Source organism: Asanoa ishikariensis (genome assembly GCF_900107455.1).
Classification (GTDB): Bacteria; Actinomycetota; Actinomycetes; order Mycobacteriales; family Micromonosporaceae; genus Asanoa; species Asanoa ishikariensis.
The window spans coordinates 1,533,123-1,555,633 of sequence record NZ_FNQB01000002.1 but is presented as its reverse complement, the minus strand read 5'-3'; the positions used below and the strand labels follow the sequence as shown (position 1 = coordinate 1,555,633).

The window sequence follows — 22,511 nt, the reverse complement described above, 5'->3', positions numbered from 1 at the left end:
CCATGCCACAGGGCAAGGTGGAGCGCGTACCCGACGACGGCCTGACCACTCGCGAGCGCCGCCGCCAGCCGTTGCTGGCGGTGCACACCGGCACCGGCAAGGGCAAGTCGACGGCCGCGTTCGGCATGGCGCTGCGCGCCTGGAACGCGGGCTGGCCGATCGTGGTCTTCCAGTTCGTGAAGAGCCCGAAGTGGCGGGTCGGCGAGGAGACCGCGCTCAAGGCACTCGGTGCCCATCACGAGAACACCGGTGAGGGCGCGCCCGTGACCTGGCACAAGATGGGCGAGGGCTGGTCGTGGCTGGCCCGGCCGGGCGACGAGCGCGACCACGCCGCCGAGGCCGCGGAGGGCTGGGCGCAGGTCAAGCGTGACCTGGCGCAGGAGCGTTACCGGTTCTACGTGCTCGACGAGTTCACGTACCCGATGAAGTGGGGTTGGGTCGACGTCGCCGAGGTCGTGGCGACGCTGCGCGACCGGCCCGGCAACCAGCACGTCCTGGTCACCGGGCGGGACGCCGCGCCCGCGCTGGTCGACGCGGCCGACCTGGTCACCGAGATGACCAAGGTCAAGCACCCCATGGACGCCGGCCGCAAGGGACAGCAGGGCATCGAGTGGTAGCCACCCCACGGATCGTGGTGGCCGCACCGGCATCCGGGCACGGCAAGACGACCGTCGCCGGCGGGCTGCTGGCGGCGTTCGCCGCCCGGGGCCGCAGCGTGGCCGGCTTCAAGGTCGGCCCGGACTACATCGACCCCGGCTACCACGCGCTGGCCAGCGGCCGGCCGGGCCGCAACCTCGACCCGGTGATGGTCGGCACGGACCTGATCGCGCCGCTGTTCGCGCACGGTGCCGCCGGCGCCGACCTCGCGGTCATCGAGGGCGTCATGGGGCTGTACGACGGCCGCGCGCACGCGGGCGAGCACGGCTCGACCGCGCAGGTGGCCAAGCTGCTGTCGGCGCCGGTGCTGCTGGTGGTCGACGGTTCCGCGGTCGGCCGCTCGGTGGCCGCCCTGGTGCACGGCTTCCGCGGCTTCGACCCGACGCTGCGACTGGCCGGCGTGGTGCTCAACAAGGTCGGCTCCGACCGGCACGAGGCGATCCTGCGCGAGGCACTGGAAGAGACCGGCACTCCGGTGCTGGGTGTGCTCCGCCGAAGCGATGCCGTGGCCGCGCCGTCGCGGCACCTCGGCCTGGTGCCTGTGGTGGAACGCCGCGCCGACGCCGCTGCCGCCATGACCGCTCTGGCGTCGCTGATCGCGTCCAGTGTGGACTTGGACGCGGTTGCCGCGGCCGCCGCGACGGCGCCGCCCCTGGATGTCGTGCCCTGGGAACCGCCGGCCGTCGCGGCCCCCCACCGACCCGTGGTGGCGGTCGCCAGTGGGCCGGCGTTCAGCTTCGGCTACGCCGAGACCACCGAGCTGCTCACCGCGGCCGGCGCCGAGGTCGTCACGCTCGACCCACTGCACGACGAGGCTCTGCCGCCCGGCACGGCGGCGCTGGTCGTCGGCGGCGGCTTCCCCGAGGTGTACGCGTCCGAGCTGTCGGCCAACGTCCCGCTCCGGGCCGCCGTGGCCGGCCTGGCCGCCGCCGGTGGGCCGATCGTCGCCGAGTGCGCCGGACTGCTCTGGCTGGCTCGCAGCCTGGACGGCGCGCCGATGTGCGGCGTGCTGCCGGCCGACGCGGAGATGACCGGCCGGCTCACCCTCGGCTACCGCGACGCGGTGGCCATCTCGCCGAGCTGGCTCGCGCCGGTCGGCACCCGGGTCACCGGGCACGAGTTCCACCGGACGGCGACCACACCCGAGGCGGGCTCCACGCCGGCCTGGGCCTGGCGCGGTCGGCCGGCCGAAGGCTTCGTGGCGGGCAACGTGCACGCCTCCTATCTGCACCTGCACTGGGCGGGCACGCCCGAGATCGCGGAACGGTTGGTGGCGGCATGCGCCTGATCGGAGTCGGCGTCGGGCCCGGTGATCCGGAGCTGATGACGCTCAAGGGAGTACGGGCGCTGGCCACCGCCGGGCGGGTGTTCGTCCCGGTGCTGGACCCCGCCGATGTCGGGCGGGCGGAGGCGACCGTCCGGGCCCACGCCGCGCACGACCGGATCGAGCGGCTGGTCTTCGCGCTCAACGAGCGGGAGGACGCCGGGCGGCGCGAGCAGTACTGGGACGCGGCCGGCCGCCGGGTGGCCGACTGGCTGCGCGAGACCGGCGGCACCGCCGCGTTCGCCACGATCGGCGACCCCAACGTGTACGCCACCTTCGGCTATCTGGCGGAGACCGTCCGCGCGCTGGTTCCCTCGGTGGAGCTCGAGACCGTGCCGGGCATCACCGCGATGCAGGCGCTGGCCGCCGCGGCCGGACGCCCGCTGGTCGAGGGCGGCGAGGAGCTGGTGCTGCTGCCGATGGCCCGCGGCGACCTGGGAGCGCTGCACGAGGCGCTGGCCCGCGACGCCACCGTCGTGGTCTACAAGGGCGGCCGGCACATGGCGGCGATCGCCGAGGCGGCCGCCGGGCGCGGTGCCGTGGTCGGCAGCCACCTCGGCCTGCCCGACGAGAAGGTGCAACCGCTCGACGCGGTCGACGGGCCGTTGCCGTACCTGGCGACGGTGTTGATCCCGGCCGTGCGCGAACGACGTGGAGGAAAACTGTGACCGGTCGCGTGACCTTCGTCGGCGCCGGACCTGGCGCCGCCGACCTGATGACGCTGCGCGCGGCCCGCCGGCTGGCCGAGGCCGACGTGGTGGTCTGGGCCTCCAGCCTGGTCGCCGCCGAGGTGCTCGAGCACGTGCGGCCGGGTGCGGAGGTGGTCGACTCGGCGGCGGTGCCGCTGGAGGCCGTCGTCGAGATCTACCACCGCGCGGCGGCCGAGGGCCTGCACGTGGTGCGCCTGCACTCGGGCGACCCGAGCCTGTGGGGCGCGGTCGCCGAACAACTCGACGCGTGCGCCGGGCTGGACCTGACGACCGAGATCGTGCCGGGCGTCTCCGCGTTCGCCGCGGTCGCGGCCGCCGCGGGCCGGGAGCTGACCGTGCCGGAGGTGGCCCAGTCGGTGATCCTGACCCGGCTGGAGGGCGGCAAGACGCCGATGCCGTCCGGCGAACGGATCGCGGACTTCGCGCGGCACGGCACCACGATGGCGGTGTTCCTGTCGGCGGCGCGGGCCAAGCAGCTCGCGGAGCAGTTGCTCGACGGCGGCTACGCACCGGAGACCCCGGTCGTGATCGGCTCCCGGGTGAGCTGGCCGGACGAGCTGCTGGCCTGGTGCACGATCGAGACGCTGGCCGAGACGGTCCGCGCACACAAGCTGTGGAAGCACACCCTGTTCCTGGTGGGGCCGGCGCTGTCCGCGTCCGGCACGCGCAGCCACCTCTACCACCCGGGCCACTTCCACGGGCACCGCAAGGCCGAGCGGGCCGCCCGCACGGAGCTGAAGGCCCGCAATGCCTGAGGTCACCGTGTACGGGTACGACGGCGGCCCGCTGCCGGCTGCCGTCGCGGAGGCCACCTTGCTGGTCGGCGGCGCCCGCCACCTGGACGGGGTCTCGTCCGACGCCGAACGGGTCGTGATGGGCTCCCTGTCCGCCGCCGTCGAGCGGATCTCCATCCATGATGGATCGGTCGCGGTGGTGGCCAGCGGCGACCCGGGGTTCTTCGGGATCGTCCGGGCGCTGCGCCGGGCCGGCCTGGACCCGGTCGTCCGGCCGGCGGTGTCGTCGGTGGCGTCGGCCTTCGCCCGGCTCGGGCTCCCCTGGGATGACGCGGTGGTGGTGTCGGCGCACGGACGCGACGGAGGGCTGCGGCGGGCGATCAACGTCTGTCGCGCGTACCCGAAGGTCGCCGTGCTCACCGGCCCCGGCGCGGAGCCACCGGCGCTGGCGGCGGGTTTGCAGGGCTGGCAGCGGCGGGTCGTCGTGGCTTCCCAGCTCGGCACGGCGTCGGAGCGACTGACCGGTCCTGAGGGCGACTGGACCGAGCCCAACGTGGCAATCGTGTTGGCCCGCGACGTGGCGGACGGTCCGGCCGGCTGGCTCGCGGGCGGCGTGCGTCCGCCGGACGGATGGGCGCTGCCCGAGGACGCGTTCCGGCATCGCGCCTCGATGATCACGAAGGCCGAGGTCCGGGCGGTCGCGTTGGCACATCTGCGCCCGGCGCCCGGCATGCTGGTCTGGGACGTCGGTGCGGGGTCCGGATCGGTCGCCGTCGAATGTGGCCGGTTCGGTGCCGCCGTCGTCGCGGTCGATCGTGACCCGGCTTCGGCGGATCTGGTGCGGGCGAACGCGGCCCAGCACGGCGTGGACGTCCGGGTCGTCACCGGTGCGGCGCCGGCGGTGCTCGCCGACCTGCCCGATCCTGACGCGGTCTTCGTCGGCGGAGGCGGGCCGGACGTGCTCGCCGCTGTTCTTGGCCGCGGGCCGGCCCAGGTCGTCGCCGCCTACGCGGCCGTGGAGCCCGTCGGTCCGGCCGCGGACGCCCTCACCGCGGCCGGCTACACGACCGGCGGCGCACAGCTTCAAACCAACCGTCTGGTGGAGATCGCCGGCCGGCACCGCCTGGCCGCCACCAACCCGGTCACGCTTGTCTGGGGTGCACGATGATCGGGATTGTCGCGCCGACCGCCGCCGGTCGTGCGCACGCCGCGCGCCTCGCCACCGCCTGGCCCGACGAGGTCCGCGTGTTCGACGGACCGGTGCACAGCCAACTCGATGCGGCCTGGGCGAACAATGACGTCGTGGTCTGCTTCCTGGCCACCGGTGCGACCGTGCGGCTGATCGCGCCGCTGCTGGCGGACAAGCACACCGACCCGGGCGTGGTCTGCGTCGACGAGGCGGGCCGGTTCGCGGTCGCGCTCACCGGCGGCCACGACGGCGGCGCCAACGACGCGGCCCGGCGGATCGCCGCGCTGCTCGGCGCGGAGCCGGTCATCACCACCGCCACCGACAGCGTCGGCCTCCCGCCGCTCGATGGCTTCGGCGCCGACCTGGGCTTCCGCCTGGCCGACCCGGCCCCGGTCGCCCGGGTCACCCGCGCGATGCTGGACGGCGCGGGCGTGACCGTAGTCTCCGACGCGACCTGGCCCGTCCCACCGCTGCCCGCAGGAGCCGACCCGGCGCAGCCGGACGACGACACGACCCAGCCCGTTCCCTCGCTTTCTGGCGCAGGCTCTGTGCGGCTGGTCGTCTCGGATCGCACTGACGCCGTTGGTGACCTGCTGTACCGACCGCCTTCGCTCGTCGTCGGCGTCGGTGCCAGCCGGGGCGTCACCGCCGAGGCGGTCGCCGCCGTGGTGGACGCGGCACTCGCGACCGGCGGACTCGACCGCGCCTCGGTGCGGGCGTTGGCCACTGTGGACGTCAAGGCCGACGAGGCCGGGATCCTGGCGTTCGCCGAAGACCAGGGCTGGCCCGTGCTGACCTTCCCGGCCGACGATCTCGCGGCCGAGGACGTGCCGACGCCGTCCGAGGTGGTGCGGGCCGCGGTCGGCACGCCGAGCGTGGCCGAGGCGGCCGCGCTGCGGGCCGCCCGGGACGCGGGCCGGGACGCCAGCCTGGTGGTGGCCAAGCGGGTCACGCCGACCGCCACCGCGGCCGTCGCCCGGCTCGTGCCGCGCGGGCGGCTGACCATCGTCGGGATCGGACCCGGCGCCGAGGACCTGCGGACGCCGCGGGCGACCGCCGCACTGCGCCGGGCGTCCGTCGTCGTCGGCCTGGACCAGTACGTGGACCAGGTGCGCCACCTGCTCTCCCCCGGCGCCCGGATCGTGGAGTCCGTGCTCGGCGAGGAGTCCAAGCGGGCGCGGGAGGCGGTCGAGCTCGCCACCGAGGGGCACGCCGTCGTGCTGATCGGGTCCGGTGACGCCGGCCTCTACGCGATGGCGTCGCCCGCCCTCGAGCTGGCCGGCGCCGACGTCGACGTCGAGGCGGTGCCGGGGGTGACCGCGGCCCTGGCCGCGAGCGCCCTGTTGGGTGCACCGCTCGGCCACGACCACGCGTACGTCTCCCTGTCGGATCTGCACACGCCGTGGCCGGTGATCGTCGAACGGCTGCGTGCGGTGGCCGGCGCCGACCTGGTCGCCTGCCTCTACAACCCGCGCAGCAAGGCCCGCACGGCCCAGTTCGCCGAGGCACTGGCGATCCTGGGCAAGCACCGGCCGCCGGAGACGCCGGTCGGCGTGGTCCGCGACGCGTCGCGGGCGGGCCAGCGGGTGCACCTGACCACGCTCGCCGCACTGACCGCCGATCCGTCCATCGTGGACATGCGCTCGGTGGTCCTGGTCGGGTCCAGCCGGAGCCGGTTGGTGGCCGGCCGGATGGTCACGCCCCGGGAGTACACGTGGCTGTCATGAGGCGCACCGTGCACCCGATCGAGACGGAGTCCTACCGGATCCTGCGCGGCGAGGCCGACACGGCCGCCCTGCCGCCGTACTCCCGGGACGTGGTCGAACGGATCATCCACACCACGGCCGACCCGGGCTGGCTCGACGACCTGGTTCTCGACGAGGCGGCGCTGGCATCCGGTGCGGCGGCGCTGGCCGACGGTGCCGCGCTGGTCACCGACGTGACGATGGTGGCGGCGGGCGTGACGACGTACCCGGCGACCTGCCTGGTCGCGGCGCCCGAGACGGCTGCGCTCGCTAAGACGGCCGGGCTGACCCGGTCCGCCGCCGGGATGAGACTGGCCGCTGCCACACACGCCGACGGTGCGGTGTGGGTGATCGGCAACGCGCCGACCGCGCTCACCGAACTCCTGCGGCTGGCCGCCGCCGGCGACCTCCGCCCTGCCCTGGTGGTCGGCCTGCCGGTCGGCTACGTCGGCGCCGCCGAGTCGAAGGCGGCGCTGCGGCAGACCGCGCTACCCCAACTGTCCAACCGATCCGCGCGCGGCGGTGCGGCCGTCGCGGCCGCCGCCGTCAATGCCCTGCTGTACGGAGATCCCCTCGCATGACCATCCCCTTGCTCATCGCCGGCCACGGCACCACCGACCCGGAGGGCGCCGAGGACTTCCGCCGTTTCGTCGAGCGGGTCGGTCGGACCCTCGACGTGCCGGTCGCCGGCGGCTTCATCGAGCTTTCACCGCCACCCGTCAAGGACGCGGTCGCCGCGCTGCTCGGTGACGGAGTTCAACGGCTGGCCTGCGTGCCCCTGATGCTGGTGGCCGCCGGACACTCCAAAGGTGACATCCCTGGCTCGTTGGCCGCCGAACGCGCCCGGCACCCGGGGCTGACCTTCGCCTACGGCCGTCCGCTCGGCCCGCACCCGGGCGTGCTGGCGTTGCTGCGGGAGCGGCTTACCGCGGCCGGCGCCGACTCGGACACCACTGTGCTGCTGGTCGGCCGCGGCTCGACTGACCCCGACGCCAACGCCGAGGTCGCGAAGGTGGCCCGGCTGCTGGCCGAGACGACCCCGGTGGCCGGTGTGGAGTACGCGTTCGTCTCGCTCGCCGAACCCGGTGTGCCGGCCGGCCTGGACCGCTGTCGCGCCCTGGGCGCCGGGAAGATCGTGGTGCTGCCGTACTTCATCTTCACCGGCGTGCTCCCGCGCCGGGTGGCGGCGCAGGCGACCGAGTGGGCGGCGGCGCGCGGTGCCGACGTCAGGACCGCCGAGGTGATCGGCGACTGCGCGGGGCTCGCGGAGATCGTGGTGGAGCGTTACCAGGAGGCGCTGGGCGGCGACATCCGTGCCAACTGCGACACCTGCAAGTACCGGATCGCCCTGCCGTTCCACGAGCAGTCGGTGGGCGCCGCCCAACTCCCCCACCACCACCCGGCCGACCACCACCATCATCACTGACGGGGTGGCCGGCCGGAGAGGGTCGGTCAGGCCGAGGCGGTGAGCACTGCCTCGCGGCGCAGGCTGCGCTCGACGACCGCGCCCAGCCCGAGGCCGAGTGCGGTCCAGACGACCACCTGAGTGCCGAGTGAGGCCAGGCGGAAGTTCCACAGCACGATCGGCGAGAACCCTTCCGGGATCTCCTCGATCGACGGCAGCAGGACGTGCGCGACCACGATCACGGCCACGAACGCGCCGGCCGCGATGATGGCCGCGTTCCACAGGCCGAACCGGGCCACCTGCGACCGCCCGATGTAGATGGCCAGCGCCAGCGACGCGAGCGCGATCACCAACATCAGGAAGTACAGCGACGTGCGCCGGCCGATGGTGTCCTCGGAGCCGGTGGCCGGCGGGTTGGCCGGGTACTTCAGGAACGGCACCAGCGCTACGACGACGAAGCCGGCCAGCGCCACCAGCGCCGCGGTTGCCCGCGGCCCCAGTTGACCGAGCCGGCCGTACGCGGCGGCGAACGCCATCGAGAAGATGCCGCCGAGTGCCACTCCGTAGATCAGGGTCGCGGTGAGCAGGCCGACCGTGCTCTGCACGGTGCGGCTGACCAGCGCCGGCTCGCCGGCCGCGGCCGGGTCGGCATGTGCTTCCTCGAACGCGATCGCGGCGTCGATCGGGCTTTCGCCCACGAGGTAGGCGAACACGAACGCGAGCACGCCGGCGGCCAGTCCCACCAACATGCCGCGAATCAGCAACGAACGGGGGGACAGCATGATCGCCCCGGCCGTCAGTGGCAGGGGAAGCCGAGGAGGTGGCGGCCGTCGTGCACGAACTCGTGCACGCTGCTGCCACCGATCAGGTGGAAGACACCCTGCTCGGTTCCGACGAAGTAGAGCAGGCCGATGGCGAGCACGGCTCCGAACAGGAGCCACGGCTGGAGCTGGCGCCACGGGATGGCCACCGGCTGAATCGCCGGACGGGGGGTGGCGGAAGAAGAAATGCTGGACACGAGGCGAACCTCCTCGGGATCACGCGTCCCACGCTGGGTTTCCGTGACGGCGGAGGGTCTGACTTCCACGCGAGCGTGGTCACAGTGGCGCGACCGTGCCGGTATCTCACCGGCTTCCTACCATCGTCACTTCTGAACCCGGACGCTACGGTCGGCCGCGCCAGGGTGTCAACCGGGACCGGTCTGGTTGAGATGTGCTCGACAATTGAGACAGGGTCGCCCTGGCAGACCGGGGATAAGCAGGGCGCCGCTACGGGTCTCCCGCTGGCGCACGGTGGTTCTCATGACTATGCGAACCCATGCCATCGGCGCCCAGGGCCTCAAGGCTTACGTCGAAGGTCTCGGCACGTTCGGTTTGACCGCCTTCTACGGCACCCCCGACGACGTCGAGGCCACCGCCACCATCCACCGCGCGCTCGACCTGGGCGTGACCATGTTCGACAGCGCCGACATCTACGGCTTCGGCCAGGCGGAGCGCCTGCTCGGTCGCGCGCTGGCGGGCCGGCGGGGCGAAGCGGTGATCGCCACCAAGGTGGGCGGTCGGCTACCTGGGCATCAGCGAGGCGTCGCCGGCAGCATCCGGCGGGCCCACGCGAGCTCGGGCTCGGCTTCGTGGCGTACTCACCGCTGGGTCGGGGGTTCCTGTCGGGCAACATCCGCAACCTCGCGGACGTGCCGGAGGGTGACTTCCGCCGGACCTGGCCCCGGCTGACCGACGGCAACCTCGACCGCAACCTGGTCCTCGTGGACCGCATCCGCGCCATCGCGGACCGGGAAGGCGTCAGCGCCGCCCAGATCGCACTAGCCTGGGTGTTGGGACAGGGCGCGACGGCGATCCCGGGCACCAAACGCCGCACGTACCTCGAGGACAACGCCGCCGCGGCCGACATCGACCTGAGCCCCGCGGTGACTTCCTCCGGAATCGCCGGGAGGCGCTGCGGCCGTCCGACGTGGGTATCCCGTCGGGCGGCCGGCGCCGCACGCCGGGCCTGCGGCGGGAAGAGGTCGCGCTGCTGGCCAACCTGTCCGTCGACTACTACGAGCGGCTGGAACAGTCGCGGGCCGGCACGCCGTCGGAGGCGCTGCTCGCCGGGCTGGCCCGCGCGCTGCGGCTGTCCGTCGAGGAGCGCGACTACCTCTACCGGCTGGCGGGCTACTCGACGCCCTCACCACCGTGCTGGCTCAGAACGCGCTGAGCCGGGCCCTGCTCGGACGGTGGACCGACGGTGACGGGCGTTCCGCCAACGTGATCTGGCGCTGGTTCACCGATCCGGAGTCACGCGCCCTCAACGCGCCGGAGGAGCACGAGTCGCTCGGCCGGGGCTACGTGGCCGACCTGCGGGCCGCCGCCGCTCGCCGGGGCCACGAGGCCGAGCGCCTGGTGTCCGACCTGTCGGCGGCGAGCCCGGAGTTCGCGGACTACTGGAGCGACATGCAGGTGGCGCCGCTGCACAGCACCCGCAAGCTGATCGTCCACCCGCGGGCGGGCAACCTCGATGTTCAATGCGACTACGTACGCAGCGAGAGCACCGGCCAGCGGTTGGTCATCTTCCGTCCCCAGCCGGGCTCGCACACGGCCGACAGCTTCGAGTTCCTGCGGGCGCTGGGCGACCAGTCCTTCGGACAGCGCTACGTGGCCGACTGAGCGAGCCCGGCCTGCACGCGGAACTCTTCGGTGTCGTGCAGGTGCGGGAAGGGCTCATCCGGCACGGGTACGCCCAGCGCCCGCGCCAGCGGCTCCCAGCCGTCCTGCCCGAGCCGCCACTCCACGAGCCGCTCGGCCGGAATCTCCCGACGGATGGCGGCGATCCGCTCGTCGTACATCCGCTCCATCCAGTCCCGGTCCTCGAACCGGTCCTGGAAGTCCTCCTGCCAGATCAGCGCCTCGATCACGTGCCGGAACGCCGGAGGCGGCACCAGACCGTCGGGGCGCGGCCCCAGCGTGCCGGCCCGGGCGGCCTGCCGGACGGCCCAGACGGTGCGCTCGACGCTGCGGTAGAAGCCGTCGAAATCGCGGTAGTTGAGCAGGACCCGCGCCTCCGGGAAGGCGGCGCAGATCTCCCGCCAGCGGCTGCACGCGGGCCAGTCGACGGTGGACCGCCAACCGTCGAAGACCTCCCGCCAGTCGACCGCCGCACCGTCGGCGACCCCCTTCCAGCGCTCCGCCTGGTCACCGGTCCGGAGATCCTGCATGTGCAGGCACGGCCCCGCGCCCAGCCGCTCGAGGGCCGAGCGCAGCGACAGTGTGCCGCTGCGCCCGAATCCCACCCCAATGATCCTCATGGATGGACCCTACCGACGTCAGGCCGTCCGCCAGTACGCCAGAGCGTTGACCTGGGTCTTGTCGACGCCCAGGGTGCGGCGCAGGTGCTTGGTGATCGCGCGGGTGCTGGCCGCCTCGGCGGCGACCCAGTAGAACGCCTCCGGTTCGGTGGACAAGGACGAGCACACCGTCGACACCAGGTGGGCGCCCCCGTCGCGGCGGGGCAGCCATACCACCTCGTGCGCCGCCCGCGCCCGCAGGGGGAACTCGCGCTCCTCCTCGTGCGCGTACTCCAGCCAGATCGTCGCGGGCTGTTCCGGCAAGGTGTCGAAGAGGCTGTTCAGCGCCGGGGCCGACGCCGCGTCGCCGATGCCGAACCAGCGGGTCGGCAGCGGTGCCGGCACGGAGAAGGCGCTTCCCTGGACCGTCGCCTCGACCGTGTCACCAGGGGAAGCTGCCTGGGCCCAGCGGGCGGCCGTGCCGTCGTGCAGGGCGAACTCCAGGCTGAACTCGCCGGCGACGGCGTCAGGGTCGACGAGCGTGAACGCGCGCTGGTGCGCCTTACCATCCCGGTCGAACCAGAGCCGCACCCACATCGTGGGATGTACGCCACACGCCGCCAATAGACCGCCGTCATTGAGACGTAGCCGCTGGTAGCGGGCGTTGATCGGCTCGTTCGCCAGCACTGTCAAGCGGAAGTCCTTTCCGCCCAATGCTTTGAGAACCACCGACTCCCAGTTCCGTTTCACGCTTCCTCCAGGTAACGTCTTGCCCGAGTTAGGCAAGGCTAACCTAAAGGGAGGTCGTGTTGGAGGGGTCATCTCCACACCTGTTCGGTCGGTCCACTGTGGGAAGGTTCCAACACGACGTCGCGCAGGCCGCGGCGGCCGTGGCGGACCGCGTACGCACCGTGCGCCGCCCCTACTCGGGCGCGAGCCTGACCGACCTGCAGGGGATGGTCGACGCCGTCGACCTCGACCGGCCGCTCGGCGACACCGACGCCGCCCTCGACGAGGTCGCGAAGCTCTACCTCGACAACGCGGTCTGGTTCCACGAGCCCGGCTACGTCGCCCACCTCAACTGCCCGGTCGCCCTGCCCGCGCTCAGCGCCGAGGTCCTGCTGGCGGCGGTCAACTCGTCCGTCGACACCTACGACCAGAGCACCACCGGCACGCTGATCGAGCGCCGCCTGGTCGACTGGGCCGCCGGCCGGATCGGCTTCGGCCCGGACGCGGACGGCGTCTTCACCAGCGGCGGCACCCAGTCCAACCTGCACGCGCTGCTGCTCGCCCGCGAGGCCAGCCCGGCGACCGACCTGTCCCGGATGCGCATCCTGGCCACCACCGAGACCCACTTCAGCGTCACCCAGGCGGCGATCCTGCTCGGTCTCGGCCGGGAGGCCGTCATCGCCGTCGCCACCGACGCCGGCGGCCGGATGGACCCGGCCGCGCTGACCCGCACGCTGGACGACCTGGCCGCGTACGGGCTCGTGGCGATCGCCGTGGTCGCCACCGCCGGCACCACCGACCTCGGCTGCGTCGACCCGATCGCCGAGATCGCCGAGAGCTGCGCGCGCCGTGGCGTCTGGCTGCACGTCGACGCCGCGTACGGCTGCGGCCTGTTGGTCTCCACCCGCCGTCGGCACCTGCTCGACGGCATCGAACGGGCCGACTCCGTCACGGTCGACTTCCACAAGAGCTTCTTCCAGCCGATCAGCTCCAGCGCGATCATCGTCCGCCACGCGAGCGCGATGCGCCGGATGGCCCACCACGCCGACTACCTGAACCCGCGCACGGCGACCGTGCCCAACCAGGTCGACAAGAGCCTGCAGACGACCCGCCGGTTCGACGCGCTCAAGCTCTGGATGACCCTGCGCACCGTCGGCGCCGAGCAGCTCGGCGCGATGTTCGACCGGGTCGTCGACCTGGCGGAGGACGCGCACCGGCTGCTCACCGAGGACCCCGACTTCGAGGTGGCCGCGGAGCCGACGTTGAGCACGGTGCTGTTCCGCTACCGGCCGGCCTGGCTCGACGACGACGCCTGCGACGAGCTGACCCCGCGACTGCGCGCTCGGCTGTTCGCCGGCGGGGAGGCGATCATCGCCGGCACCACCCGGGACGGCCGGCACTGGCTCAAGTTCACCCTGCTCAACCCGATGACCACGACCGAACACCTGCGTGCGGTGCTCGACCTGGTACGCGAGACCGGCTGGGCGCTGCTGGCCGAGGACGACACCCGGCTCGCGACGGCGGTGGTCTGATGCGGATACACGACTTCGCCGCCGTCGGGGTCGGCCCGTTCAACCTCGGCCTGGCCTGCCTGACCGCCGACCTCTCCGATGTGGACGGCGTCTTCTTCGAGCAGCGCGACGGTTTCGACTGGCACCCGGGCCTGATGATCCCGGGCGCGACGATCCAGGTGCCGTTCGTCGCCGACCTGGTCACGCTGGCCGACCCGACCTCGCGGTTCTCGTTCCTCAACTACCTCAAGCAGACCGGCCGGCTCTACCGCTTCTACATCCGGGAGAACTTCTACCCGTTGCGCGCGGAGTACAACGACTACTGCCGGTGGGCGGCCGCACAGCTCCCGATCCGGTTCGGCAGCCGCGTCGAGCGCATCGACCACGACGGCGACGCGTACGTCCTGCGGGTCCTCTCCGCCGGTGCGGTCGAGACGGTGCGGGCGCGCAAGCTCGTGCTCGGCATCGGCACCGCACCGCACGTCCCCCAAACCCTGCGCGAACTGCCCGTCGTGCACAGCGCCGATTACCTGCCGGCCAAACGCCGGCTCCAGCAGCTCGACTCCATCACCATCGTCGGCAGTGGACAGAGCGCGGCCGAGATCTACCTGGACCTGCTGCCCGACGCCAGAGAAGGCGGCTACCACCTGACCTGGCTGACCCGGTCGCCGCGGTTCTTCCCCATGGAATACACCAAGCTGACGCTGGAGATGACCTCGCCCGAGTACATCCGCTACCACCACGCACTGCCCGCCGCGACCCGCGACCGGCTCGCCCGCGAGCAACGCAACCTCTACAAGGGGATCAGCGGCGACCTCGTCGACACCATCTTCGACACCCTCTATGAGCAGGGCCTGAGAACCCCGGTGCAGACGACGCTGAGAAGCGGCGTCGAGGTCACCGCGGCCCGCTACGACGGCGACCGCTTCACCCTCGATCTGCACCACCGCGAGCAGGACCGCTCGTTCACCGCGCGGACGCAGGGCCTGGTGCTGGCCACCGGATACGCGCCCAGGGTGCCGGCGTTCCTCGATCCCGTGCGGGACAGGATCGCCTGGGACGCCCGGGGCCGGTACGACGTCTCCCTCGACTACGCGGTCGACCGCGCCGGCGACGAGATCTTCGTGCAGAACGCCGAGGAGCACACGCACAGCCTCACCGCGCCCGACCTCGGCATGGGTGCCTACCGCAACTCGGTCATCATCCGTGCCCTCACCGGCCGCGAGGTCTACCCGGTCGAGGAGCGGATCGCGTTCCAGGAGTTCGGCGCTCCGGCACCGGCGTTCGCGGAGGTGGCCCGATGACGTTCACCCTGGAACCGCTCGACCTGAACGCGCACGCGGACCTGCTGCACGCCTGGGTCACCCACCCGAGGTCCGTCTACTGGGGCATGCGGGACGCCTCGGTCGACACCGTGCGCAAGGCGTACGCGGAGATCGAGGCCGACCCGCACCACCACGCCTGGCTCGGCCGGCTGGACGGCGAGCCGATCTTCCTGGCCGAGACCTACGACCCGGCGCACAGCGAGCTCGCCGCGCACTACCCGGTCGCCGAGGGCGACGTCGGGATGCACGTGCTGGTCGCACCGCCAGGTGACACCACCCGGCACGGCCTCACCTCCGGCGTGATGCGGGCCGTCATGGAGTTCGTCTTCGCCGACCCGCGCGCCCGGCGGGTGGTGGTCGAGCCCGACGAACGCAACGACGCCATCGCACGCAAGAACGCCGAGGTCGGTTTCGTGGTCCAGCACAGCGTCCAGCTCTCCGACAAGGTGGCCAACCTGAGCTTCTGCACGCGCGACGCGTACACGCGGACCGCGCCGGAACCCCCCGCGCACCTGACGCCGGAGACGATGGCGGCCGCGCACCGAAGGCTGATCGCCAAGGCGATCGCCGAGTTCAGCCACGAGCGGATCGTCACACCCGAGCCCGACGGCGACGGCTGGCGCCTGGGCGACTATCGATTCCGCGCCCGCCGATACCCGCTGGAGCACTGGGTGGTCGACCCGGAGTCGATCCAAGGGCCGCTCGACGCGATGGCGTTCGTCGCCGGCCTGGCCGGCACCCTCGGCATCCCCGATCGGCTGGTCGGCACCTATCTGGAGGAGATCGCCGCCACGCTGGCCGGTGCCGCCTGGAAGCACCACCACGAGCGACACGACGCCGCCGCGCTGGTGCACGCCGACTTCCAGTCGATCGAGACGGCGATGACCGAGGGGCACCCCGGCTTCGTCGCCAACAACGGGCGGATCGGGTTCGGACTGGCCGACCACGAGGCGTACGCCCCGGAAGCGGGCCAACCCGTCCGGATGGTCTGGCTCGCGGTGCTCCGGGCCGAGAGCGCGTTCACCGCCGGAGCCGGGGTGACCGAGGACGAGCTCTATGCCGACGAGCTCGGCCCGGACACGCTGGACCGGTTCGCCGGTCGGCTGCGCGCGCTCGGCCTGGACCCCGCCGACTACCGCTATCTGCCGGCCCATCCCTGGCAGTGGGAGCACAAGCACGCGGTGACGTTCGCACCGGACGTGGCCCGCCGGGCGATCGTGCCGCTGGGCACCGGACCGGACCGCTACCGGGCGCAGCAGTCGATCCGGACCTTCTTCAACACCGACCGGCCCGACCGGCACTACGTGAAGACCGCGCTGGCCATCCAGAACATGGGCTTCCTGCGCGGCCTCTCCCCCGGCTACATGCGCGCGACGCCGCCGATCAACGACTGGGTGGCCGGCGTCGTCGAGGGCGACGACACCCTGCGGGAGTGCGGCTTCGGGGTGCTGCGCGAGCTGGCGTCGGTGGGTTACACCGGGGACGCGTACCACCGCAGCGGTTTCCCCTCCGCGCACCAGCGGATGCTCGCCGCGCTCTGGCGGGAGAGCCCGCTGCCGCGGCTGGCTGCCGGCGAGCGCCTGGCCACGATGGCGAGCCTGCTGCACCGCGACCGGGCCGGCCGTTCCCTGGCCGCCGAGCTGATCGCGGCGTCGGGGCTGCCGGCCGAGAGGTGGGTCAGGACCTACCTTCGCGCGTACGTGCGCCCGGTGGTGCACTGCGTTCTCCGGCACGACCTCGCGTTCATGCCGCACGGGGAGAACCTGATCCTGGTGCTGGACGGGCACGTGCCGACCCGGGTGTTCATGAAGGACATCGGCGAGGAGGTCGCGGTGATGAGCCTCGACCGGCCGCTGCCACCGGAGATCGAGCGGATCCGGATCGACGTGTCCGACGACGTCAAGGCGCTGGCCCTGCACACCGACGTGTTCGACGGCTTCCTGCGGCACCTCGCCGGCATCCTCGACAGCGACGGGGTGCTGCCCTGGGACCGGTTCTGGGCGCTGGTCGCCGACTGCGTCGAGGAGCACGCCGCCGACCACCCGGACCTGCGCGGGCGCCTGGAGCTGACCCGGCCCGAGTTCCTGCACTCGTGCCTCAACCGGCTGCAGCTTCGCAACACGTTGCAGATGGTCGACCTCACCGACCAGGCCGGGTCGCTCATCTTCGCCGGCACGCTGGCCAACCCGATCGCCGCCAGGTGAAGGTCCGCCGCGACGACTGGGGCATCCCGCACCTCTGGGCCGAGAACGCCGACCAACTCGCCTTTCTCCAGGGCCGGGTCACCGCCACCGACCGGGCCTGGCAGATCGAGGTGGAACGGTTGCGCTCGGAGGGCCGGCTGGCCTTCGTGCTCGGCCCGGCGGAGCTGCCGTGGGACCGCTTCGCACGGCGGGTCCCGCTGGACGACACCGCACGGCGGTGCTTCGCCCGGCTTGCTCCTGCGACCCGCCGCTGGGTGGCGGCCTACGTGGACGGCGTCAACGAGGAGCTCCGGTCCGCGGACGCACCGGAGTTCGCCGCCACCGCGCACCGGCCGGACCCCTGGCGCCCGTGGACGCCACTCGGCGTCTTCCTCGTGCAGCACGCGCTGTTCGGCACGTTCCCGCACAAGCTGTGGCGGGCCGACCTGGCACACGCCCTTGGCGACACGTCACTGTTCACCGCCGCCGGCCCGAGCGGCGGCAGCAACGCGTGGGCGGTGGCCGGGCCGCCTCCGGTGCTCGCCGGCGACCCGCACCGGCTGCTCGAACTGCCCGGCGTCTACCAGCAGATCGGCCTGGCCTGCCCGGAGTTCGACGTGATCGGGCTGGCCTTCCCCGGCGTGCCCGGCGTGCCGCATTTCGGGCACGCCGGCGGGGTCGCCTGGGGGATCACCAACGCGATGGCCGACTACCAGGACCTCTATCGGGAGGAGCTGCGCCGGGACGGCGGCACGACGTGGGCCCGCGGCCCGGCCGGCTGGGAGCCGGTCGCCGTCCACGTCGAACACGTCGCGGTCCGCGACGGCGGGACGGAGCCCGTCGAGGTGGTCGAGACCGCGCGGGGGCCGGTGGTCGACGTCGACCGCCGCACCGGCGAGGCACTCAGCCTGCGCACACCGAGCCGGGCGGAGGCCGCGCTCGGGTTCGACGCGCTGCTGCCGTTGCTGCGGGCCCGGTCCACCGGCGACGTGGTCGACGCGCTGCGGTCCTGGGTCGAGCCGGTCAACAGCGTGCTGGTCGCCGACACCACCGGCGACGTGCGCGAGCTGGTCGCCGGGCTCGTCCCGGTGCGCGACGAGCGGTGCCGGCGCGAGCCCGTGCCGGCCTGGGAGTCTCGGTACGCCTGGCGGGGCTACGCGCCGACGCGGGACACGCCGGTGGCCGGCGTGGCCGTGCACGCCAACGACCGGCGGCCGGCGGTCGCCGGGCTCGGCCTCGACTTCGCGCCGACGCACCGGGCGCGGCGGATCCGCGAGCTGCTCGACGCCGGGGCTCCGGCCGAAGCGATCCACACCGACACCCGCGGGCCGGTCCTGACCCACCTGCTGGCCACGGCCGACGTCAACGGCCCGGCCGCGGAGCTGCGGGACCGGCTGCTGCGCTGGGACGGTCGCATGGCTGCGTCCAGCGTGGCTGCCGGCAGCTACGCCGGGTGGCGGTCCGCGCTGGTTCGGCGGTTGCACGACCATCCGGTGCTGGAGGCGCTGCGCGCGCCGTCCGCGTACGACGAGCTGTTCGCGCCGTGGACCGACCCGCTGGGCCGGGTCGGCGTAGCGCTGGAGAGCGTGGTCGCCGGGCTCGGGCCGGCCGTGTGCGGTCCGGTCGCGACGGAAGCGCTCGCCGACGCCGCCGCCGCACCGGCGCGGCCGTGGGGCGCCACGCACGTGCTGGCACCGATCCAGGCGCTCCCCGGCGGCGCGCCGGCGGCCGCGCTCGACGGCGACACCGACTGTGTGCTGGCCACGTCCAGCGTGCCCGGGGTGTCCGACGCGTGCTGGCGCGGGCCGGTCGCCCGCTGGGTCTGGGACCTGGGCGACCGGTCCGCGAGCCGGTGGATCGTGCCGTTCGGCGCGAGTGGACGGCCCGGTGATCCGCATTACGCCGACCAGCTTCCGCTCTGGACGGCCGGCGAGCTCATCCCGGTCGCGGGCTGACGGCCGCGGCGGGCATCGGATAGATTCGATGTCCCAGTCCGGAGGTCGCAATGTTCGACATCGACAACCCGTATCTCGCCATCACGCCGCTCCTGCCCGAGGTGCTGATCGGTCTGGTCGCGTTCGGTCTGCTCGCGCTCGTGCTGATGAAAGTCGTGTTCCCCCGGATGGAGCAGACGTTCGAGGCCCGGGCCGACGCGATCGACGGCGGCCTCGCGCGGGCCGAGGCGGCGCGGAGCGAGGCCGAGCGGCTCCGCGACAGCTATCGCGAGAAGCTGGCCGAGGGGCGGGCCGAGGCCGCGCTGATCCGCGAGCAGGCCCGGGCCGAGGCCACCCAGACCCGTGCGCACGCGCTGGCGGCCGCCCGCGCCGAGGCCGACGCGATCGTCGCCGCCGGCCGGGCACAGCTCGCGGCCGAACGCGCCGCGGTCCACCGTGGTCTACTTCCCGACATTGACCGGTTGGCCGCCGACCTCGCTGACCGGATAGTCCACCAACCCGGCCCAATTCACTCAGCTCATCGTGGACATTAAGGGCGAACGCACCTGGTCAAGGGTGGTTCCTGTGGCCTTCCCCCTCGAACAAAGGGCGCCCGGCCTGGTAGCGTCCGGCCGACCGGGCCGCTCAAGGACGGAGGTCGACCGGTGACCGACAACCGGGTTAAAGGCCGCGTAAAAGGGTTGTTCGGCGGGACGACTCCGGACAATGGCCACCATATGGTCGAGCCCACCCCCAGTGAGGCGCTCGTGGAACCCAACTCTCACCAAGCACTCTCCGTGCTGACCCTTGCCCAGCGCACCGCCGACGAGCACATCGCGGCTTCCCAGCGTCAGTCCGAGCAGCTCCTCGCGGAGGCCCGCCGGGCCGCCGACCAGGTCGCTCGCGAGGCGCAGGGCTACTCCGACGAGATGCGCCGGCAGGCCGACAAGGTGCTCTCCGACGCACGCGCGTCGGCCGAGCAGTCCGCCCGCGAAGCGGCCGCGCACGCCGATGACGTCCGCACCGAGGGCGAGCGCGTGCTCAACGAGGCGCAGGCCACGGCCGAGCAGGTCGTCACCGACGCCACGGACGCGGCGGAGCGGATGGTCTCGGAGGCCCACGCGACGGCCGAGCAGGTCGCGCAGGACGCGCAGGACGCCGCCGATGCGCTCGAGCAGGACGCCCAGCGCCGCTACGACGACCAGGTCGGCAGCCTCCAGCCGCAGCGCGAGGCGTTGCAGCAGGAGATCGAGTCGCTCCAGCAGTTCGACCGCGAATACCGGGCCCAGCTCGTCGCGTTCATGCAGGGCCAGCTCCGGGCGCTCGGCGTCGAGCAGCCGGCCAACGTCGGCGGCGAGACCCAGATGCTCAGCCAGCTTGCGGTCGTCCGCGAGGCCTAGCTCTCATCGCCTTCCGGCGGCGCAGCCCACGCAGGTACGCGCCGCCGGCAGGACGGCGAGGCGCGCCGGGTCGATCGGCTGGCCGCAGCGCTCGCAGCGGCCGTAGCTGTCGTCGTCGACCCGGGACAACGCCGCGTCGATCGCCGCCAGCCGGTCTCGGGCGCGCTGGAGCATGGCTCCCGCCTGGGCACGCTCGTACGCGATCGTCTGCCCCTCGGGGTCGTGCTCGTCGTCGGTCGCCGTGCCCGTCTGCGCCGTGACGATCCCCTCGACCACCCGGCTCAACGTCTCGATCTGCGCGACCGTGCCGACGCGCTCGGCCCGCAGCCGCTCCCCCACGTCCTCGGTCATCGACCAAGCGTAGGCGGGGTCCACGAGGCGAAGCGGGTCATCGAGCGGAGGCCGGCCTTGGGCGGGGTGAGCCGGATCACCGCGTTTCGCAGGGCGACCGCCACCGGGTTGTGGAGCTGCTGACCGAACCGGCCCATCTGGTACGCCGCCCGCGCCACCTCCTGCGACCTCGGCCGCCGCTGGTTGTCGTAGGCCGCCAACCCCGCGCCGAGGTCACCGGCCGGGTCGCAGTAGGCCGTCAGCACGACCGCGTCCTCGATCGCCTGGTTGGCGCCCTGGCCCAGGTTCGGCGTCATCGCGTGCGCGGCGTCACCGAGCAGCGCGACCCCACCCCGCACATAGGACGGTACGGGGGTGCGCAGATAGCGGAGGTCGTCGCGCCGGACGGTGTCGGTGGCCGCCATCAGCGCCGGGATCGGGTCGTGCCAGTCACCGAACCGCGCCCGCACCTCGGCTAGCTCGTCGTCGTAGCGCGTGTCGCGCGGCGCGGTGACCCCACCGAACCAGTAGACCCGGCCGTCGCCGAGCGGCACCATGCCGAACTCGGCACCCGGCCCCCAGGTGATCGCCACGACCAGCGGGCCGTGCCACGGCTCGGCGGTCACCCCGCGCCAGGCGGTCGTGCCGGCGTAGGCGGGCGACGGGACGTTGGGCCACAACCGCCGGCGCACCACGCTGTCGATGCCGTCGGCCGCCACCACGAGGTCGGCCTCGCGGCCGTCCACCCGGGGCCGCGGGCCGGCCACCACGTCGTGCACCTCGGCGCCGGTGACCACCGTGCCCTCCGGCAGCGCGTCGAGCAGGACCTTGTGGAGGGTGGCGCGGTGGATGCCGACCGCGGACGTGCCGAGCACCCGGGCCAGGTCGGCGCCGTCGATCTGGCTGAGCCAGCGGCCGTCCGGGGTGCGCAGCCCGCCGGACGCCTCGATCTGGCCCTCGGCCCGCACCGCCGCGCCGACACCCAGCGCGTCGAGCCCCCGCATGCCGTTGGCCAGCAGCGTGATCCCGGCGCCGACCGGGGCGATCCGCCCGGCCCGTTCCAGGACGGTGACCTCCCAGCCCCGCCGGCGCAGGCCGATCGCCGCGCTGAGCCCACCGATCCCCGCACCGACCACGACCGCAGTCGCCATGACCCTCGCCCCACTCCTACAGCTTTAGAAGTTCATCCTTTCGCACCCGCGAGGCGCTGATCGAGCACCTCCGCCACCGCCACCCGCTCGATCTCGCGCAGGGTGAGTCGCCGACCTCGGAGCTGCGGGTAGCGGCCGGGATAGTCCTCCGCACCGACGTCCTGGCGCAGTGTCAATCCGTGGCCGGCGAGGACGGTGCCGAGCCGGGCCGGGTCGTAGGCGCTCAGCCAGCCGTAGCGCCGGGACGCGCGTGCGCGCTCCCGCAGCACCCGCTCCGGCAGGTAGGTCAGGATCAGCCGGCTGCCCGGCGCGAGCGAGCCCGCCCAGTCCAGCGTCGGCGCCACCGCCGGGGCCGGCAGGTACTGCGCTACGGCCTCGAACACCACGAGCGTCGGCGCGGACGGGTCGAACCCGTCGGCGGCGAGCACCGCGTCGAGGCGGTCGGTGGTGATGTCAGCCGGGAGGTAGCGGATGTTGGCCGGAGCCGGGCCGGTCAGTCGGGCCAGGGCCGCGCGCTTTCGGGCTTGCGTGCCCGGCAGGTCGACCTCCCAGACGCGGGCGGCGGCGAACTCGGCGATCCGGTACGGCCGGCTGTCCAGTCCGGCGCCGACGACCACGGCCTGCCCGGCACCGGCGGCGAGTGCCTCCCGGCACCAGTCGTCGACCACCCGGGTGCGGCAGACCGCCGTGCCGCGTACCCCCGGCATCGCGGTCTCGGCCAGCCGACCGAGCGCGACGCGGGCCGCCCGGTGCCGGGCGACGAACGCGGGCGGCCCGGTGAGCAACCGCCCGGAAACGGGGTCGTCGAAGAGTCGCTGCCCGGCCGGGACGTCGGCCTCCAGCGCCCGCATCAGCGCGACCGCCACCGCCGTCGTCTCCACCTGAACGAAAGCCACGCGTCGAT

Annotated in this window: 23 protein-coding genes and 2 pseudogenes; 18 read left to right on the top strand and 7 right to left on the bottom strand. The window is 73.3% G+C overall.

Annotated features, from left to right (window positions below; all coding sequences use genetic code 11):
* The first annotated feature begins 2 nt into the window (after positions 1 to 2).
* The 8 genes and pseudogenes from cobO to BLV39_RS21645 form a co-directional block, all read left to right on the top strand.
* On the top strand, positions 3 to 617 hold the full coding sequence (gene cobO, locus BLV39_RS21680) for a cob(I)yrinic acid a,c-diamide adenosyltransferase (protein ID WP_090795652.1): 615 nt from the start codon (positions 3 to 5) through the stop codon (positions 615 to 617).
* The gene (locus tag BLV39_RS21675; protein ID WP_090795650.1) at positions 611 to 1,945 is read left to right on the top strand and encodes a cobyrinic acid a,c-diamide synthase CobB; all 1,335 of its coding nucleotides are present in this window, start codon (positions 611 to 613) and stop codon (positions 1,943 to 1,945) included. Before cobO ends, BLV39_RS21675 begins: the two co-directional genes overlap by 7 nt.
* A complete protein-coding gene (gene cobI, locus BLV39_RS21670) occupies positions 1,936 to 2,649 on the top strand; it encodes a precorrin-2 C(20)-methyltransferase (RefSeq protein ID WP_090795647.1) in 714 nt (237 codons plus the stop codon). The genes BLV39_RS21675 and cobI overlap by 10 nt, the downstream gene beginning before the upstream one ends.
* Positions 2,646 to 3,446 (top strand): precorrin-4 C(11)-methyltransferase, encoded by an 801-nt coding sequence (cobM, locus tag BLV39_RS21665; RefSeq protein ID WP_089248014.1) that lies wholly within the window; start codon positions 2,646 to 2,648, stop codon positions 3,444 to 3,446. Before cobI ends, cobM begins: the two co-directional genes overlap by 4 nt.
* Positions 3,439 to 4,593 (top strand): precorrin-6y C5,15-methyltransferase (decarboxylating) subunit CbiE, encoded by a 1,155-nt coding sequence (cbiE, locus tag BLV39_RS21660; protein WP_090795645.1) that lies wholly within the window; start codon positions 3,439 to 3,441, stop codon positions 4,591 to 4,593. Before cobM ends, cbiE begins: the two co-directional genes overlap by 8 nt.
* Entirely contained in the window at positions 4,590 to 6,341 is a 1,752-nt protein-coding gene (gene cobJ, locus BLV39_RS21655) for a precorrin-3B C(17)-methyltransferase (protein WP_090795642.1), read from the top strand. The genes cbiE and cobJ overlap by 4 nt, the downstream gene beginning before the upstream one ends.
* Positions 6,338 to 6,940 carry a precorrin-8X methylmutase gene (locus BLV39_RS21650; RefSeq protein WP_090795637.1) on the top strand — a complete coding sequence of 201 codons (603 nt, stop codon included), beginning with the start codon at positions 6,338 to 6,340 and terminating at the stop codon, positions 6,938 to 6,940. The genes cobJ and BLV39_RS21650 overlap by 4 nt, the downstream gene beginning before the upstream one ends.
* Positions 6,937 to 7,782: pseudogene (locus BLV39_RS21645) on the top strand (sirohydrochlorin chelatase); the annotation flags it as partial. The gene BLV39_RS21650 and the pseudogene BLV39_RS21645, both read left to right, overlap by 4 nt.
* 29 nt (positions 7,783 to 7,811) lie before the next feature.
* Here BLV39_RS21645 and BLV39_RS21640 read toward each other — a convergent pair.
* Positions 7,812 to 8,546 carry a CbtA family protein gene (locus BLV39_RS21640; RefSeq protein ID WP_090795632.1) on the bottom strand — a complete coding sequence of 245 codons (735 nt, stop codon included), beginning with the start codon at positions 8,544 to 8,546 and terminating at the stop codon, positions 7,812 to 7,814.
* A 14-nt stretch (positions 8,547 to 8,560) separates the two neighbouring features.
* Positions 8,561 to 8,782 (bottom strand): CbtB domain-containing protein, encoded by a 222-nt coding sequence (locus BLV39_RS21635; RefSeq protein ID WP_239083794.1) that lies wholly within the window; start codon positions 8,780 to 8,782, stop codon positions 8,561 to 8,563.
* A gap of 283 nt (positions 8,783 to 9,065) precedes the next feature.
* On the opposite strand from BLV39_RS21635, the gene BLV39_RS21630 reads away from it, so the two are divergent.
* From BLV39_RS21630 to BLV39_RS43655, 4 genes and pseudogenes are all read left to right on the top strand, one after another.
* Positions 9,066 to 9,494 carry an aldo/keto reductase gene (locus BLV39_RS21630; RefSeq protein ID WP_239083795.1) on the top strand — a complete coding sequence of 143 codons (429 nt, stop codon included), beginning with the start codon at positions 9,066 to 9,068 and terminating at the stop codon, positions 9,492 to 9,494.
* Positions 9,395 to 9,628, top strand: a pseudogene (locus BLV39_RS44295) (aldo/keto reductase); the annotation flags it as partial. The gene BLV39_RS21630 and the pseudogene BLV39_RS44295, both read left to right, overlap by 100 nt.
* A gap of 104 nt (positions 9,629 to 9,732) precedes the next feature.
* On the top strand, positions 9,733 to 9,978 hold the full coding sequence (locus tag BLV39_RS44290; RefSeq protein ID WP_239083796.1) for a helix-turn-helix domain-containing protein: 246 nt from the start codon (positions 9,733 to 9,735) through the stop codon (positions 9,976 to 9,978).
* Positions 9,957 to 10,427, top strand: a complete 471-nt coding sequence (locus BLV39_RS43655) for an MmyB family transcriptional regulator (protein WP_204082835.1) — start codon at positions 9,957 to 9,959, stop codon at positions 10,425 to 10,427. The genes BLV39_RS44290 and BLV39_RS43655 overlap by 22 nt, the downstream gene beginning before the upstream one ends.
* On the opposite strand, the gene BLV39_RS21620 is transcribed toward BLV39_RS43655, so the two are convergent.
* On the bottom strand, positions 10,412 to 11,065 hold the full coding sequence (locus BLV39_RS21620; protein WP_143049834.1) for a sulfotransferase family protein: 654 nt from the start codon (positions 11,063 to 11,065) through the stop codon (positions 10,412 to 10,414). The genes BLV39_RS43655 and BLV39_RS21620 overlap by 16 nt on opposite strands.
* An 18-nt stretch (positions 11,066 to 11,083) precedes the next feature.
* On the bottom strand, positions 11,084 to 11,794 hold the full coding sequence (locus BLV39_RS21615; protein ID WP_090795627.1) for a siderophore-interacting protein: 711 nt from the start codon (positions 11,792 to 11,794) through the stop codon (positions 11,084 to 11,086).
* Positions 11,795 to 11,892: 98 nt separating this feature from the next.
* Here BLV39_RS21615 and BLV39_RS21610 point away from each other — a divergent pair, with 98 nt between their 5' ends.
* The 6 genes from BLV39_RS21610 to BLV39_RS21585 all read left to right on the top strand — a co-directional run bounded on the left by BLV39_RS21610 (position 11,893) and on the right by BLV39_RS21585 (position 20,126).
* The gene (locus BLV39_RS21610; protein WP_308442717.1) at positions 11,893 to 13,305 is read left to right on the top strand and encodes a pyridoxal phosphate-dependent decarboxylase family protein; all 1,413 of its coding nucleotides are present in this window, start codon (positions 11,893 to 11,895) and stop codon (positions 13,303 to 13,305) included.
* Complete coding sequence (locus BLV39_RS21605) at positions 13,305 to 14,588, top strand: lysine N(6)-hydroxylase/L-ornithine N(5)-oxygenase family protein (protein WP_090795624.1); 1,284 nt, start codon at positions 13,305 to 13,307, stop codon at positions 14,586 to 14,588. The genes BLV39_RS21610 and BLV39_RS21605 overlap by 1 nt, the downstream gene beginning before the upstream one ends.
* Positions 14,585 to 16,813, top strand: coding sequence for a GNAT family N-acetyltransferase (locus tag BLV39_RS21600; RefSeq protein ID WP_090795622.1), 2,229 nt, complete (start codon positions 14,585 to 14,587; stop codon positions 16,811 to 16,813). Before BLV39_RS21605 ends, BLV39_RS21600 begins: the two co-directional genes overlap by 4 nt.
* A complete protein-coding gene (locus BLV39_RS21595; RefSeq protein ID WP_090795619.1) occupies positions 16,810 to 18,747 on the top strand; it encodes a penicillin acylase family protein in 1,938 nt (645 codons plus the stop codon). The genes BLV39_RS21600 and BLV39_RS21595 overlap by 4 nt, the downstream gene beginning before the upstream one ends.
* Positions 18,748 to 18,797: 50 nt before the next feature.
* Positions 18,798 to 19,280, top strand: coding sequence for a F0F1 ATP synthase subunit B (gene atpF, locus BLV39_RS21590; protein ID WP_090795616.1), 483 nt, complete (start codon positions 18,798 to 18,800; stop codon positions 19,278 to 19,280).
* A gap of 243 nt (positions 19,281 to 19,523) precedes the next feature.
* Positions 19,524 to 20,126 (top strand): hypothetical protein, encoded by a 603-nt coding sequence (locus BLV39_RS21585; RefSeq protein WP_176985009.1) that lies wholly within the window; start codon positions 19,524 to 19,526, stop codon positions 20,124 to 20,126.
* A 3-nt stretch (positions 20,127 to 20,129) separates the two neighbouring features.
* On the opposite strand, the gene BLV39_RS21580 is transcribed toward BLV39_RS21585, so the two are convergent.
* From BLV39_RS21580 to BLV39_RS21570, 3 genes are read right to left on the bottom strand one after another with little or no spacing between them, the layout of a single operon-like run.
* Positions 20,130 to 20,477 (bottom strand): TraR/DksA family transcriptional regulator, encoded by a 348-nt coding sequence (locus BLV39_RS21580; RefSeq protein ID WP_090795611.1) that lies wholly within the window; start codon positions 20,475 to 20,477, stop codon positions 20,130 to 20,132.
* Positions 20,474 to 21,607 carry an FAD-dependent monooxygenase gene (locus tag BLV39_RS21575; RefSeq protein WP_090795608.1) on the bottom strand — a complete coding sequence of 378 codons (1,134 nt, stop codon included), beginning with the start codon at positions 21,605 to 21,607 and terminating at the stop codon, positions 20,474 to 20,476. The genes BLV39_RS21580 and BLV39_RS21575 overlap by 4 nt, the downstream gene beginning before the upstream one ends.
* Before the next feature lie 32 nt (positions 21,608 to 21,639).
* Positions 21,640 to 22,503 carry a class I SAM-dependent methyltransferase gene (locus BLV39_RS21570; RefSeq protein ID WP_143049832.1) on the bottom strand — a complete coding sequence of 288 codons (864 nt, stop codon included), beginning with the start codon at positions 22,501 to 22,503 and terminating at the stop codon, positions 21,640 to 21,642.
* Positions 22,504 to 22,511 lie beyond the last annotated feature (8 nt).